15 protein-coding genes are annotated in these 14,364 nt (G+C 26.5%); 14 read left to right on the top strand and 1 reads right to left on the bottom strand.

The window, feature by feature from the left end; translation table 11 throughout:
* The first annotated feature begins 152 nt into the window (after positions 1–152).
* The 9 genes from ACQPUY_RS11310 to ACQPUY_RS11270 all read left to right on the top strand — a co-directional run bounded on the left by ACQPUY_RS11310 (position 153) and on the right by ACQPUY_RS11270 (position 9,513).
* Positions 153–473 carry a rhodanese-like domain-containing protein gene (locus tag ACQPUY_RS11310; RefSeq protein WP_430841333.1) on the top strand — a complete coding sequence of 107 codons (321 nt, stop codon included), beginning with the start codon at positions 153–155 and terminating at the stop codon, positions 471–473.
* Between the two features lie 48 nt (positions 474–521).
* A complete protein-coding gene (locus ACQPUY_RS11305) occupies positions 522–2,219 on the top strand; it encodes an FAD-dependent oxidoreductase (protein WP_430841332.1) in 1,698 nt (565 codons plus the stop codon).
* Positions 2,220–2,461: 242 nt separating this feature from the next.
* Positions 2,462–2,725: a hypothetical protein gene (locus tag ACQPUY_RS11300; RefSeq protein WP_430841331.1), complete on the top strand. Its 264-nt coding sequence runs from the start codon at positions 2,462–2,464 to the stop codon at positions 2,723–2,725.
* Positions 2,726–3,074: 349 nt separating this feature from the next.
* Positions 3,075–4,289 (top strand): peptidase T, encoded by a 1,215-nt coding sequence (pepT, locus tag ACQPUY_RS11295; protein WP_430841330.1) that lies wholly within the window; start codon positions 3,075–3,077, stop codon positions 4,287–4,289.
* Positions 4,290–4,442: 153 nt separating this feature from the next.
* Positions 4,443–5,537 carry a sensor histidine kinase gene (locus ACQPUY_RS11290; protein WP_430841329.1) on the top strand — a complete coding sequence of 365 codons (1,095 nt, stop codon included), beginning with the start codon at positions 4,443–4,445 and terminating at the stop codon, positions 5,535–5,537.
* Between the two features lie 8 nt (positions 5,538–5,545).
* The gene (locus tag ACQPUY_RS11285; protein ID WP_430841328.1) at positions 5,546–6,184 is read left to right on the top strand and encodes a response regulator transcription factor; all 639 of its coding nucleotides are present in this window, start codon (positions 5,546–5,548) and stop codon (positions 6,182–6,184) included.
* A gap of 96 nt (positions 6,185–6,280) precedes the next feature.
* Positions 6,281–7,216, top strand: a complete 936-nt coding sequence (locus ACQPUY_RS11280) for an ABC transporter ATP-binding protein (protein WP_430841327.1) — start codon at positions 6,281–6,283, stop codon at positions 7,214–7,216.
* Between the two features lie 13 nt (positions 7,217–7,229).
* Positions 7,230–8,393, top strand: a complete 1,164-nt coding sequence (locus ACQPUY_RS11275) for an ABC transporter permease (protein ID WP_430841326.1) — start codon at positions 7,230–7,232, stop codon at positions 8,391–8,393.
* On the top strand, positions 8,368–9,513 hold the full coding sequence (locus ACQPUY_RS11270; protein WP_430841325.1) for an ABC transporter permease: 1,146 nt from the start codon (positions 8,368–8,370) through the stop codon (positions 9,511–9,513). Before ACQPUY_RS11275 ends, ACQPUY_RS11270 begins: the two co-directional genes overlap by 26 nt.
* A gap of 141 nt (positions 9,514–9,654) precedes the next feature.
* Here the strand turns inward: ACQPUY_RS11270 and ACQPUY_RS11265 are convergent, their stop codons facing one another.
* Positions 9,655–11,115 carry a flotillin family protein gene (locus ACQPUY_RS11265; protein ID WP_430841324.1) on the bottom strand — a complete coding sequence of 487 codons (1,461 nt, stop codon included), beginning with the start codon at positions 11,113–11,115 and terminating at the stop codon, positions 9,655–9,657.
* Positions 11,116–11,312: 197 nt separating this feature from the next.
* Here ACQPUY_RS11265 and ACQPUY_RS11260 point away from each other — a divergent pair, with 197 nt between their 5' ends.
* The 5 genes from ACQPUY_RS11260 to ACQPUY_RS11240 all read left to right on the top strand — a co-directional run bounded on the left by ACQPUY_RS11260 (position 11,313) and on the right by ACQPUY_RS11240 (position 14,317).
* The gene (locus ACQPUY_RS11260; protein WP_430841323.1) at positions 11,313–11,486 is read left to right on the top strand and encodes a DUF6019 family protein; all 174 of its coding nucleotides are present in this window, start codon (positions 11,313–11,315) and stop codon (positions 11,484–11,486) included.
* 6 nt (positions 11,487–11,492) lie between these two features.
* On the top strand, positions 11,493–12,083 hold the full coding sequence (lepB, locus tag ACQPUY_RS11255) for a signal peptidase I (RefSeq protein ID WP_430841322.1): 591 nt from the start codon (positions 11,493–11,495) through the stop codon (positions 12,081–12,083).
* A gap of 128 nt (positions 12,084–12,211) precedes the next feature.
* Positions 12,212–12,763 (top strand): DUF4362 domain-containing protein, encoded by a 552-nt coding sequence (locus tag ACQPUY_RS11250; RefSeq protein ID WP_430841321.1) that lies wholly within the window; start codon positions 12,212–12,214, stop codon positions 12,761–12,763.
* 112 nt (positions 12,764–12,875) lie between these two features.
* A complete protein-coding gene (locus ACQPUY_RS11245) occupies positions 12,876–13,667 on the top strand; it encodes a lipid II flippase Amj family protein (protein ID WP_430841320.1) in 792 nt (263 codons plus the stop codon).
* A gap of 119 nt (positions 13,668–13,786) precedes the next feature.
* Positions 13,787–14,317, top strand: a complete 531-nt coding sequence (locus ACQPUY_RS11240; protein WP_430841319.1) for a dihydrofolate reductase family protein — start codon at positions 13,787–13,789, stop codon at positions 14,315–14,317.
* Positions 14,318–14,364 lie beyond the last annotated feature (47 nt).

Raw genomic sequence — 14,364 nt, 5'->3', positions numbered from 1 at the left:
TATTTAAGTTTATTTACCTTTATTATCCTATTAAATTATAAATTAATAACAAAATAAAAACAATATTTACATTTTTGTGACTTAGTTACATAAAAAAGATAAATTTTGTTGTAGAATAGATATAATGAAGAAAACAATTAGGAGATGATAAAATGTTTGGTCTATTTAATAAAAACTCAGAAAGGGTTATAAACATAAATGATATTGATAATTTAATTGGAAAGATAGATTTAATAGATATAAGAGAGCCTTTTGAGTATATAGCAGGGAGCTTAAAGACAGCTAAGAATATTCCAATGGGAGACCTTTTGAAGGAACCAGAAAAGTATTTAGATAAAAATAAAGAATATTATATAGTTTGCCAATCTGGGGGAAGAAGTCTTAGAGCTTGTCATCAGTTAAAGGGTATGGGGTTTGATGTTGTAAATGTTGCTGGCGGAGTAGGCTCATACGCTGGAAGCAAGAGAAAATAGCATGGCTAGCGCAAATGAAGAATGAATAAGCCATAGGGAGGTTTTAGTATGAAAAAAATATTAATAGTTGGTGGAGTTGCAGGTGGAGCTTCAGCAGCAACGAGACTTAGAAGATTAAGCGAAGATGATGAAATTATAATGTTTGAAAAAGGCCCTCATGTTTCATTTTCAAATTGTGCATTACCTTATTACTTAAGTGGAATTATTAATGAAGCAGATAAGTTAGTACTTATGAGTCCTGAAAAGTTTAAAGCACAATATAATATTGAAGCTAGAGTAAGTAGCGAAGTTACTTTTATAGATAGAAAAAATAAAGAAATTGAAGTTAAAAATTATTTAACAGGTGAAGTTTATAGAGAAAGTTATGATAATTTAATTTTATCTCCTGGAGCAAAGCCTATAGTCTCTAGTATTTCAGGTATTGATAAGGTTAATATATTTACAATAAGAAATGTTGTAGATATAGATAAGCTAAATAGATTTGTTAAAGAGCTTGATGCTAAAGAAGTAGTAGTAATTGGAGGAGGATTTATAGGAGTTGAAGCAGCAGAAAATTTAAGAGAAGCTGGATATAATGTTTCTTTAATTGAAGCTATGAATCAAATATTAAAACCTTTTGATTATGATATGGTTCAGATACTACATAAGGAAATTTATGATAAGGGTATTAATTTAATAGTTGGTGATAAAGTAGAGAGCTTTGAAGAAAATAAAGTAGTATTAAATTCAGGAAAAAAAGTAAAGGCAAATGCTGTGGTAATGGCAATAGGAGTTTCACCAGAAATAACTTTAGCAAAAGAAGCTGGACTTGAAATTGGAGTAACAGGTGCTATAAAGGTTGATAGTAATTATAAAACTAGTGATGAGGACATTTATGCAGTTGGAGATGTAATTGAAGTATATAATGCATTAACTCATTCTATGACTAAAATATCTTTAGCAGGACCTGCACTAAAGCAAGCAAGGTCTGTTGCAGATCATATTAATGGTAAGAAGAGTTTAAATAAAGGATATATCGGATCTTCAGCTATAAAGGTATTTGATTATAATGCAGCAGCTACTGGATTAAATGAAGGATTAATTAAATCATTAAATATGAATATAAACTATGATATAGTAAGGCTAATTACTAATGATAAAGTAGGGATTATGCCGGATGCTAAGCCTATTCATTTTAAGTTAATATATGAAGTTCCAACAGGAAAAATATTAGGGGCACAAGCTATAGGTATTGGAGATGTAGCTAAGAGAGTAGATATAGTAGCTACTCTTATAAAATTAGGTGGTACAGTAGAAGATTTAAAAGACTTAGAGCTATGCTATGCACCACCTTATAGTACAGCAAAGGATGTAGTAAATTATGCTGGATATATAGCATCAAATCTATTAAATGGAGACTTTAAACAAGTTAATGTGGACAAGGTAAGAGGTCTAGTAGAAAATAATGCATATATTATAGACGTAAGAGAGATTAGAGAATTTGAGAATGGTCATATAAAAGGGGCTAAGAATATTCCATTAAGTCAATTAAGAGAAAGAGTTAATGAAATTCCAAAGGATGTTCCAGTTTACTTACATTGTAGAACAGGACAAAGAAGTTATAATGCTACTTTAGCTTTACAAAACCTTGGATATAATAATATCTATAATGTAACAGGAAGCTTCTTAGGCTTATCATATTATGAATATTATAATGATAAGACAACAGATAGGGAAAGTATATTAACTAAATATAATTTTAGATAAATAAAAGTAATCAAAGAGATGTTTTAAAATCATTAAATAGATTTAAAGCACCTCTTTTGTAAGTAAAATAAGAGATAAGAAAGCAAAAGTGTATATTTTTAGTAAAAATCAATTTATTAATATTAAAATAAGTATATATAAAATATGAATCAATATTATATAAATATTTACAAAACTTTCAAAAATAATATTTGATTGCATAAAATTATATAATATTAATAAAATTAAGGGAGGATAAGGCTATGTTAAAATTATCAACAATTGAAGAGTTAAGAGATAAAGGGATAATTGAACTTATCGAATGTGATAAGAGTGAAAAAGATAATAATATTGATATTGTAAGAGATATTAAAACAAATAAGTATTATAAAATTTCTCAAAATCAAGAAGAGATAAAAATAGAAATTCTAGCGAAATGTCTTAAATATTTATATTCAATAAGTATTGTATCAGCTTGCTTTTTAGTAATTTTTATAATTGGTATAATATTAAATTTAGCTATATAGTGTAAATTTGGTTGTACGTTTAGTCAACCAAATTTTTATTATTTATAATATAAATTTACTATAATACATAATATATATATTTTTTTGTTTTTGAAGTTTATTATGTTCGTATTAATATGTTAAAATATAGTATAAGATAAATATTTAAATTTAAAGTTATATAAGGATAATTTTAAATTTTTTTACTATAATAATATTTAAAAAGTACATTTATTTTATAATTTTCTTCTTTAATGTTTTAAGTGGATATATGTAATTTTATATTAAGCGACGGAAGAAATAAGGTTACATATATAAACTTTTTTATGTAAATAAGTAATAAAACAATATAAGATCGGAGAGTGACATCATGAAAAAAGTAGAAGAAAGATTTTTAGAATATGTTAAGTTAAACACAAAGTCAGATGAAACAACTAGAGTAACCCCAAGTACTAAGGGACAGTTAGTATTAGCTGAAAAATTGTGTAATGAATTAAAGAAATTAGGATTAAAGGATGCAAGAATAAGCGAGTATGGATATGTATATGCTACTTTAGAAAAAAATTGTAATAGAAATTTACCTAAGATAGGATTTATAGCTCATATGGATACAGCTCCAGATTATAGTGGAGAGAATGTAAATCCTAAGATTGTAGAAAATTATGATGGAGGAGATATAAAATTAAGTGATTCTGTAGTATTATCTCCAAAGTTTTCACCAGAATTAAAAGAATATATAGGACAAAGATTAATAACAACTGATGGTACAACTCTTTTAGGAGCTGATGATAAGGCTGGACTTGCAGAAATAATGACAGCAGTAGAATATTTAGTAAATCATCCAGAAATAGAGCATGGCGATATCAAGATAGGTTTTACTCCAGATGAAGAAATAGGAGAAGGGGCAGATCACTTCGATGTTGAAGGTTTTGGAGCTGATTTTGCTTACACTATGGATGGTGGAAGAATAGGTGAACTTGAATTTGAAAACTTTAATGCTGCAGGAGTAAAAGTAAAAATTAAAGGTGTAAATGTTCATCCTGGATATGCTAAGAATAAGATGTTAAGCTCTATAATGGTAGCAAATGAATTTATAAATAGTCTTCCTTTAGATGAAGTGCCTGAAAAAACAGAGAAATATGAAGGATTCTATCATCTTACAGATATAGATGCTACTGTAGAGAATACAACATTAAGTTATATTATTAGAGATTTCTTTACAGATACTTTTGAAGCAAGAAAAAATAAGATAAAAGAAATTGAAGAAGAGTTAAATAAAAAGTATGGTGAAGGAACTGTAGTTGCAGAAATAAAAGATCAATATAATAATATGAAAGAAAAAATTGAGCCTGTAATGCATATAGTAGAAAATGCAAAGGAGGCTATGATAGAAGCAAATGTAACTCCTATTGTTAGACCAATAAGAGGCGGTACTGATGGTGCTAGATTATCATTTATGGGATTACCAACTCCTAATATATTTGCTGGAGGAGAAAACTTCCATGGAAAGTATGAATATGTTCCAATTGAATCTATGGAAAAAGCAGTAGAGGTTATTGTAAATATAGTAAAACGCTACGCGTAATGAATAATTAAAATGAAGAATTAAGGAAAAAAACTCCCCCAGGGAGTTTTTTTAAAATAAATTATTTAAGTAATTTGGAACAAATTACATCAACAATTTTTCATTTTTCATTCTTAATTATTGGTGGGGGTGTTAATAATTAAAAGTTATGATTTGTTTATTTTACTTAAGTTAATATTAATTATATATGTGACTTGGACAAGCGTAGAAACTGATAGTACTAACTTGGTAGTAGTACTATTTATTCTACTATATATTATAGTTATATTTATTAAAGGAATAATTTCTAAATATAGTTTATTATATAAATTAGTATCTGTAATTGAAGCTATTATTACAATAGTATTTGCTACTAAGTATTTAAGTTTAGCATCATTAATGATTAGTATTTTAATAGTAGAATACTTTATAAAAGAAATAAAGAATATATATATAGGAATATTATTATCTATTTTTCCTTTGATATTTTTATTAAAAGATAATAATTATAAAGATGCAGTAATAGTTTTAATTATTATGTTAATTTTTATATCTATTTACGAAATTCAAATGAATAAACTTAAAAAAATAGATGAAATACAAGAAGAGCAAAGAAGGATAATATATAATTTACAGAAAAAGTTAGTTGATGAACGGGATATACAAGAACAAATTCTCTATACAGCAAGATTAGAAGAAAGAAATAAAATTTCTGCAAGACTTCATGATAAAATAGGTCATACTATTTCTGGTACATTACTTCAATTAGAAGCAAGTAAATTTATTTTAGAAAATGATAAAGAAAAAGGGATTTCTATGTTAAATTCTTGCACAGAAAACCTAAGGAATGGTATGGAAGAAATAAGGATGACTTTAAGAAATATAAAACCAGCAGAAGAAGAGTTAGGTATTAATAGAATTAAAAAAATATTGGATGAAAAAATAAAAGATACGAATATAAAAGGAAAAGTAATATATAGCGGTGATTTAGAGAAGATTGGTACAAGCCTATGGATAGTATTTATACATATTATAACTGAGCTAACTACAAATTCTATCAAATATTCAAATGGAGATTTAATAGAAGTTAAAATAGAAATATTAAATAAGATTATAAAGTTAGAGGTTAAAGATAATGGATTGGGATGCAAAAAAGTTAAAAAGAGTATAGGTTTAAGGAATATTGAAGAAAGTGTAAGTAATCTAAACGGTAAATTAATAATTAATAGTGATGATGGTTTTAAAGTTATTGTTTTAATTCCATATTAGGAGGAAATATGAGTATAAAATTAGTAATTGCTGATGATGATGCTTTAATTAGAGAAAGTTTAAAAATTATTTTATCTTATGATAAGGAAATAGAAGTTGTAGATACATTTGAAAATGGTAAGGACTTAGTTGGATTTTTATTAAAAGAAAATATTGATATAGCTTTAGTAGATGTTAGAATGCCTTTATTAAATGGTGTAAAAGCAACTTTAGAAATATCAAAAAATACAAATACAAAAGTAATAATTTTAACTACCTTTGATGAAGATGAGTACATAAGAGAAGGAATAAAAAATGGTGCTAAAGGATATTTACTAAAAAATACTAAGCCAGATAAAATAATAGAGACTATAAAGCTTGTAAATAAAGGTATAGCTGTTATACAAGAAGAAATATTAAGTAAGATTAGTAGTAATCTTATGTCATCAGTAAATAGAAAAGAACAAATTGATAAAAATCTTTTTACAGAAAGAGAATTAGATGTAATGAAGGCAATTTCAGAAGGGTTAAATAATAAGGAAATAGGAAAAAAACTATTTATTTCAGAGGGAACAGTTAAAAATTATATAACATCTATATTACAAAAAACAGATTTAACTCATAGAACGCAAATTGCAATTTATTATATAAAAAAGTGGGATATGTAAAATATGACTATTGTCATATATAAAATATGACCTTTGCTAGATTTTTAGCAGAGGCTTTTTTTATATAATAAAATTAGTAAAGATGGAGGGCAGATTATGAAAGTTATAGAAATTAAAGATTTAGTAAAAAAGTATGATGACAACATTGCTGTAGACAATATTAGTTTATCTATAGAAGAAGGAGAGGTATATGGAATTTTGGGTCCAAATGGAGCAGGTAAAAGTACAACTATTAGTTTAATTTGCTCATTATTATTTCCTACTTCTGGAGAAATAAAAATATTAGGGGAGGATATAAGGAAAAATTCAATAAGTGTAAAAAGAAATTTAGGATTAGTTCCTCAGAACATTGCACTCTATAGAGATTTTACTGCTTATGAAAATATTAAGTTTTTTGGAGAATTATATGGTTTAAAAGGAAAAGAACTTAATGAAGAAATAGATAAAGCATTAGAATTTACAGGACTTCTAGATGTTAAAAAGAAAAAGGCAGAGGAGTTTTCTGGGGGAATGTTAAGAAGATTAAATATAGCTTGTGCAATAGTTCATAGTCCTAAAATATTAATTATGGATGAACCAACAGTAGGGATAGATCCACAATCAAGAAATAATATTATGCAAGCAGTAAAAAAGTTAAATAAAAAAGGAGTAACTATAATTTATACTACTCACTATATGGAAGAGGCAGAAAGCTTATGTACAAAAATTGCAATAATAGATAAGGGAAAGATTATAGTTGAGGGCACTAAAGAAGAGCTAAAGGATATAGTTAGTGATAAAAAGATACTAAATATTGGAGTAGATGATATTTATAAGGTTAATTTAGAAGCATTAAGAAATGTTGAAGGTGTTATAGATATTTCTATTAATAACAATAATGTTATTATTACTTCTTCTAAGGATGTAAATAATTTAAGTAAAATAATTAAAGAGATATCTAATGAAGATTTAAAAATAAATGATTTAGGCTTTAAAGAAATAACATTAGAAACTGTATTTTTATCATTAACTGGGAAGAAATTAAGAGACTAGGAGGAAAGCTAGTATGATTGCAATTATTAAAGCAACAATATTAAATTGTATTAGAGATAAAAAAAATCTTATATTTATGATACTTTTCCCTTTGTTTCTAGTATTCTTAATAGGAAATACCCTATCTTCTTATTTTGATAAAATGAATAATAATGTAGCTATAGAGGATTTATCAATTTATTATGTAGATGAGAGTGATACTAGAACTAGTGAAGTTTTTGATACCTTTATTGAAATAGTTAAAGAAAGCAAGGACATTGAGAATGTAGACGTAAAAGAAATAAGTAATATTGATGATGGGAAAAAAGAAGTAAGAGTTAATAGGAACATATTATTGTATTTAAAAGATAATACTATAGAAATGTATTCTAATGATAACTCATATATAAGATCATCTATTGTTTTTCAAATATTAGAAAGTATTTCTGATAGATATAATGCAATAGCAGAGGTTTATACTATTAATCCATTAAAAGCCGAAGAAATAATTAAATATGAGAATAATGAAAATTTCATTGAAGAAGAGAATATACCTTATGATCAAAGTCCAAGTTCTATGGACTATTATGGAGTTGCAGAAATAGGACTTATGATGTTTTATTTCATTAATTATCCTCTTTTTAATTTAAAACAGGATAAAAGAAAAAATATTAAAGATAGGATAAAGCTATCTGGAATATCCACCCCAAGATATTATTTATCATCTTTTATAGGTTTCTTTATATTTTCTTATGGAGTTTCTTTAATAACTTATATCTTAAGCAAAATATTGTTTAATGTTAATTATGGAGATAATTTATTGATAATGCCACTAGCAATGATACCTTTTTTAATTCTTGTAAATGGATTAGGAACTATGATGCCTATGATATTTAAGGATGATAAAGTATCAGTAACAATATTACAAAATATAATTATTCCAGTTTTGTGCTTTTTAGGTGGCGGATATATTGCAATATATGGAGAGATGGATGGAATATTTAATTTAGTTACTAAGATATCACCATTAAGATGGTTTAATAGCAGTATTTTTAGATATATATACTCTGGGGACAAGAGTTTGTTAATAAGTTGGCTTATATTTGGAGTCATTGCTTTAGTTGTTATATTAATATTAATTTATATAATAACAAGAAGGGAGGATAAGCGTAGTGAGAAATATATTAGTATTAATTAAGAATAATTTAAGAGTTGATATATTAAAAAATCCCTTTGGATTCCTAGTAGGATTACTTGCTCCTGTATTAATTCTCTTTATTATGCTTATAGTGCTGAATGAAAATTCTGGATATATAAATATTGGAGTAGTTGATAATGATAATAGTAAAACTAGCAATCTTATTATAGATTCTTTAAAAAATATAGAAGGATATAATGTAAATGAAATTAAGAAGGAAGATATTAAAAATTTATTTTCAGAAAAGGCTATTAATGTAGCTATAGAGATAGAAGATAGATTTGAAAAGGAGATTATTGATGGAGACCTAAGTAAAGTTAAGATTACAGCCATTGAGGATGATGGAATCGGAAATTTAATTAAGGACCTAGTTAATATGGAAATGGTTAATATTAGGGATATTTCATTAGCAAGTAATAAGAATGAAGAAGTATATTACAAATCTATAGATAATTATAGTGGTAGTATTTCTGTTAATATAAAAAAAGAAAGTTTAAATGATTTACATTCAGATTATTCTTCGAGTCAGATATATATTGGCTTTTTAATTATGTTTATGCTAATTAGAGGGATGAGAACAGCCTATAGAATTTTTGATGAAAAAGATGAAAATATTTATATGAGAATATTTATGGCACCGGTTAAAACTTCAGAGTATTATTTAGCTGGCATAATAAGTGGTTATATATCTATTTTAATTCAAGTATTCTTAGGAATTGTAAGTATAAATATTCTTAATCTCGAAACAGGAGTAAAAAACATTGAATTATTTATAATACTTGCATTAGTAGGTTTAGTTTCAATAAGTCTTGCTTTATGTTGTAGTTCTTTTGCAAAAAATAAATCAGAAGCATCTAATATATTTAATTTTGCAAATATTTTGCTTCCTATGCTTGGAGGAGCCTTTGTTCCACTTGAAATAATGCCACCTTTAGTGGAAAAAATATCTTATTTTACACCTGTAAGATGGGCAATGCAATCTATATCAGATATCCAACAAGGATATAATTTTAGTGAAACTTATAAATATTTATTTATACTATTCTTATTTTCAGTAGCCTTTTTTGTTATAGCTGCTTATAGAACAGTAAAAGAAGAAAAGAAAATAATGATAAACTAGGGTACTACTATAATTAATAATTAAAAATGAAGAATGAATAATTAAGGAAAAAACTCCTTAGAAGGGAGTTTTTAAAATAAAATCTTGATGTAATTTTAAAAAAAATTACATCAAGATTTGGTAATGTACACTTACTAAATATTAATTGTCTACATTGGTGCTTTCAGCATCAATTATATCAGCTTTAGGCTCTAATGTATTTGAAGCTGACTCTTTATTTACAAAATCGTTTATTACTTTGGATAAATCAACTCCTGTTAAGTCTTTTAATACTTCAAAACCATTAGCAGCTACATCGGTTACTATTTTAGAAACCTTTGAAGCACCCTGATTTCCACCATTATCTATAACAGTTAATTTGTCTATTTGATCTAATGGGCTTGCAATTTCCTTCATTACATCTGGTAATCTATTTACTATCATTTCAACTATTGCAGCTTCTCCATATTTAGCCATAGCTTCTGCTAATTTATCTTTAGCCTCTGCTTCTGCAAGACCTCTTGCTTTAATAGCTTCTGCTTCTGCTAATCCCTTCGCTCTTATAGCCGCTGCATCTGCTTCTGCTTGTATTTTTTTAGCCTCCGCTTCTGCAATTGCTTTAACTTTTATGGTTTCAGCTTCAGCCTCTGCTAGCTTTATAGCTTGTATTTTATTAGCTTCAGCAGCAACTTCTACTTCATATTTTTTAGCATCTGCTGGTTTTTTTACTTCAGCTATTAATTTCTTTTCCACAACTATAGCTTCTTTTTCAGCAAGTGCTGCTTGTTGTTCTGCTAATAATGCATTATTTTCAGCCTCTTGTAATTTATAAGCAACGTCAGCATTAGCCTTTGCCTTATCTTGTTCTGCTCTAAAGGATTCTAACTTTAATTTTTTATCTCTTTCGCTTTGAGCAATTTCAGTTTCTGCTTCAAGTTTTGCTTTTTGACCTTCTCTTGTTGCTACTGCAGTTTTTATTTCAGTATCTCTTTTTCTTTCAGCTTCTGCTATGTCAGCTTCAGATTTAGCAGCTGCAATTTGTGGCTTGGCTCTATTTTCTAAGTAGCCTCCTTGAGTACTAATTTTTAATATTGTATAAGAAATTAATACTAAACCCATTGAACCAAGTTCATTTCTAATATCATCTTCAATTCTTTGCTCAAAGGATGCTCTATCTTCATTAATTTGCTCTACAGTCAATGTAGATACTATTCCTCTAAGTTTACCTTCTAATATTTGTTCAACAATTGTTCTTATTACATTAACTGTATTTTTTTCACCACCACTACAAAATTGCTCAACGGCTTTTAGTACATTTTCAGTATCATTTTTAACTTTAATAACGGCAGTACCAACAATATTAACAAATATACCTTGTTTTGCTGGAGCTTCATTTACGTCTGTTGTCATTGATATATTTTCTAGTGAAATTGTAGAAGAGGTTTCTAGAATAGGAATCATTAAGCCCCCTCTACCTAATAAAACTCTTTTTTTCAATCCTGTGATTACCATAGCTTTATCAGCAGGCACCCTTCTCCAAAATGAAAGAAAGAGTATTATTACTATAAGTACTAAGATTATTATAGGTAGTACATTGATTATTTTGTCTAGTAAATCACTCATTATTATTTTCCTCCTATATTTTAATATATACAGTAATATTTTAACATAAAATTACAATAAAAGTAAAAGATATAAATGTTAATTTTTTTATATTATGATATAATTATTGTAAATTAATGGATAAGACAAAATAAAAAAGAAATATTAAGTATTATTTAGATGATATTAAAAATGAATAAAGATTAGGGGGAATAAGTATGGATATAATTCTTGTTTTATTGTATTTAACAGTGCCTATTTTTATATTATATTTTATAATTAAATTTGCAGTGAAAAATGCAATGAAAGAAAGTTTAGAAGAATTAGAAAAAAGCATTAAGAAATCTGTAAAAGTAGTTTTAAATGAAAGAGACTTTGATAGAGAGGAGTAAATTTTTATGGGGAATAGAGTATTAAGAGAGTTTAGGAGTATTGCTATAACAATAACAGGAAGTATAATACTATTGTCATTAATTAATACAAAGGTTTTTGCAATTGCAAAGGTTCAGCAAAAATCTATGGAAAATACACTTTATAGTGATGAGAAGCTTTTAGTAGATAAGATAAGCTATAATTTTACTGACCCTAAGAGAGGAGATATAATTATCTTTCTAAAAGATGAAGAAAAAGGTAATATTTTAGAAGAAAGTTATACGTATTTAAAGGAGGTTATTTCATTAAATAATATTACAGATAGTAGAATTAGATATGTTAAAAGAGTAATAGGTATACCAGGAGATGAAATTAATATAGAATCTGGTAATGTATATGTAAATGGAGAAATGTTATATGAAGATTATATAAAAGGGGAAACTTATAGTAGAGATATAAAATTTCCATTAATAGTGAGAGATAATGAATTATTTGTATTAGGTGATAATAGAGAAGTAAGCAAAGATAGTAGAGATTTTGGAACTATTAAAATAGAGCAAGTAGAAGGACGAGCTTTTTTTAGAATATTTCCTATAGGAAGAATTGAAAAATTGTAATAGCATAATAAAGATTATAAATAAAAAACAATGGAATTAATGCAACATTTTCACTAAATATTTTGTATTATTTATGAAGGAAGCCCTAATGCTTTATTCACTTAATTAAGTTAATGAGAGGTGATTTTGTGAGAAAATTTTTTACTTTTATATTAGTTGGTCTACTTATTATTGCTTTAGGAGGATGTAGCTATAATTCAAGAGTGCAAAGTAAAGTGATAATAAATGATGATAAGTTTGAAATTATTAAGAATAAATTAAAGACTGTTTCAGAAGCGTATAATTTAGAAGATGGCATTAAAGAAGGACATTTTATAGTAATACATGGTAAGTTAAATTCAGATATTAATATCATGAATAAATTTGTAGACGAATCAGGTAAAGGTAATTCTTCAGAAATAACAATAGTTCAATATACAGTAGAGGGGGATCCAATAATTACACAATTATCCTATGATGGCGAAAGTTATTATGGAGTAATTGATAGTACTAGAGATAAATTTGGAAGTAATGAGTATTATAATTTTGAATATCTTTATTTAAAGAATTTTAATGAGGGAGAAGAAGAAATTTATTATTTAGTAAATGATGATAGCTTAACTTATGATGAAATAAATTATTATTTAAGTAAAGAAAATAATTATGATGTAATGCACTTGTTGACCTTGAATAAATCATAAATTATTGCAAATATATTACTATTTATATATTTTCTTTAACTAGCCTGTTTGTTTGGATATAATTAGTATTAATATAAATGTTAATATATATGAAAAAAATTAAGGAGTTTATATGAGTACTCAAATTTTAATAGTATTAGTTTTGAATTTTATAATTTCAATAATTGGGACATTAGCATATTCTACCAGGTTAGTGGGTGTAAGGACAGGAAAAATAGCAGTAACATTTGCTGTTTTTAATGTACTTATGTTAGTATCAAGAACAGCTGTTACATTTCAAAGTCCTTTGTTGACTAAGTTTGTTGAAAGCAACGCTAGTAGTGATGACTTAGTAAGGATTTTTAATTTAATAATAATAATAACAGGAATAGCATCTATAGTAGGAGCATTTTTAATACCAACATTTCAAAAAATGTTTAGTAAAGCGGTAAATCATTTTTCTATTGAAAGATCAATACCAAAGTTAATTATTCATAGCTTCTCTAAGACTGGTATTAGGTACATGAAGGATAGCATAGCTATTCCAGTTAAAGATAGTATAACTAGTATTAATTTTAGTAATCTTCCAAAAAAAATTCTATTTTACAATTTTATATCAGTAGCAATAATTACAGCTGGGGCTTTTGCTCCAATATATGCTGGAAGTATATCACCTGAGCTTAGAGCGACTTGCCTATCACTTTCTCCAATAATTAATGGAACTGCAACTATACTAACTTCAATTTTTATAGATCCACATTTATCTATAATGACTGACGATGTTGTTGATGGAAAATGTAGTGAAGAAGACTTTAGAGGATGTATAATTGGAATGGTAGGCAGTAAAGTTATTGGAACATTTGCAGCTCTATTAATATTTATTCCAGCAGCATATTTAATAGCTTTCGTGGCAAATTACATATAAAGAGTATATAGATAATAAATAAGTTTATTTATTATCTATTCTTTATTGTCAAAGGTGTAAAATGTATTATAATTAATTTATATAAATTGTATATTTTAAATGTATATATTGGAGGAAAAATGAATAGAAAAGTTATATTATATATTGCAGTTAGTTTAGATAATTATATAGCAAGAGAAAATGGAGAGGTTGATTGGTTAGTTGGAGACGGAAGCAATCCTAATGTTGATAATGGATATGAAGAGTTTTATAAAAATATAGATACTGTAATTATAGGGAAATCTACATATGATCAAGTATTAAGCTGGGGAGAGTATCCATATAAAGGATGTAAGGGATATGTTTATACAAGAAGCAAAGTTGAATCAAATGAAGATGTTGAGTTTACTTGTGAAGATCCAAAAGAATTAATTTATAGATTAAAGAAGCAGGAAGGAAAGGATATTTGGATAGTAGGAGGCGCTGAAATAGTAGATATATTTTTAAAAGATAATTTAATTGATGAATTTATTATTGCAACTATTCCAACTATCTTAGGTAAGGGAATACCATTATTTAAAGAAAATAATAAAGAAATAAAACTAAAATTAGTTGAAAGTAAAATTTTTGATGGAATCGTCCAAAATCATTATGTAAAGAACTGTTCATAAAGGAGAAAAAAATTGAGGAAGTGAACTCTTATATGAGTTTTCTTCCT

Origin of the sequence: Clostridium nigeriense, assembly GCF_050585245.1 — a bacterium.
Taxonomy (GTDB): Bacteria; Bacillota; Clostridia; order Clostridiales; family Clostridiaceae; genus Clostridium; species Clostridium nigeriense_A.
The sequence above is the reverse complement of the archived record's forward strand: the minus strand, read 5'-3'. Positions and strand labels throughout refer to the sequence as shown.

What these genes read in the sequence shown, in the direction of transcription:
- lepB (WP_430841322.1), top strand. Translation starts at nt 11,493, where the DNA reads ATGGGGAATAGAGTATTAAGAGAGTTTAGGAGTATTGCTATAACAATA.
- ACQPUY_RS11245 (WP_430841320.1), top strand. Translation starts at nt 12,876, where the DNA reads ATGAGTACTCAAATTTTAATAGTATTAGTTTTGAATTTTATAATTTCA.
- ACQPUY_RS11305 (WP_430841332.1), top strand. Translation starts at nt 522, where the DNA reads ATGAAAAAAATATTAATAGTTGGTGGAGTTGCAGGTGGAGCTTCAGCA.
- ACQPUY_RS11280 (WP_430841327.1), top strand. Translation starts at nt 6,281, where the DNA reads ATGAAAGTTATAGAAATTAAAGATTTAGTAAAAAAGTATGATGACAAC.
- ACQPUY_RS11275 (WP_430841326.1), top strand. Translation starts at nt 7,230, where the DNA reads ATGATTGCAATTATTAAAGCAACAATATTAAATTGTATTAGAGATAAA.
- pepT (WP_430841330.1), top strand. Translation starts at nt 3,075, where the DNA reads ATGAAAAAAGTAGAAGAAAGATTTTTAGAATATGTTAAGTTAAACACA.
- ACQPUY_RS11285 (WP_430841328.1), top strand. Translation starts at nt 5,546, where the DNA reads ATGAGTATAAAATTAGTAATTGCTGATGATGATGCTTTAATTAGAGAA.
- ACQPUY_RS11300 (WP_430841331.1), top strand. Translation starts at nt 2,462, where the DNA reads ATGTTAAAATTATCAACAATTGAAGAGTTAAGAGATAAAGGGATAATT.
- ACQPUY_RS11240 (WP_430841319.1), top strand. Translation starts at nt 13,787, where the DNA reads ATGAATAGAAAAGTTATATTATATATTGCAGTTAGTTTAGATAATTAT.
- ACQPUY_RS11260 (WP_430841323.1), top strand. Translation starts at nt 11,313, where the DNA reads ATGGATATAATTCTTGTTTTATTGTATTTAACAGTGCCTATTTTTATA.
- ACQPUY_RS11265 (WP_430841324.1), bottom strand. Translation starts at nt 11,115, where the DNA reads ATGAGTGATTTACTAGACAAAATAATCAATGTACTACCTATAATAATC.
- ACQPUY_RS11310 (WP_430841333.1), top strand. Translation starts at nt 153, where the DNA reads ATGTTTGGTCTATTTAATAAAAACTCAGAAAGGGTTATAAACATAAAT.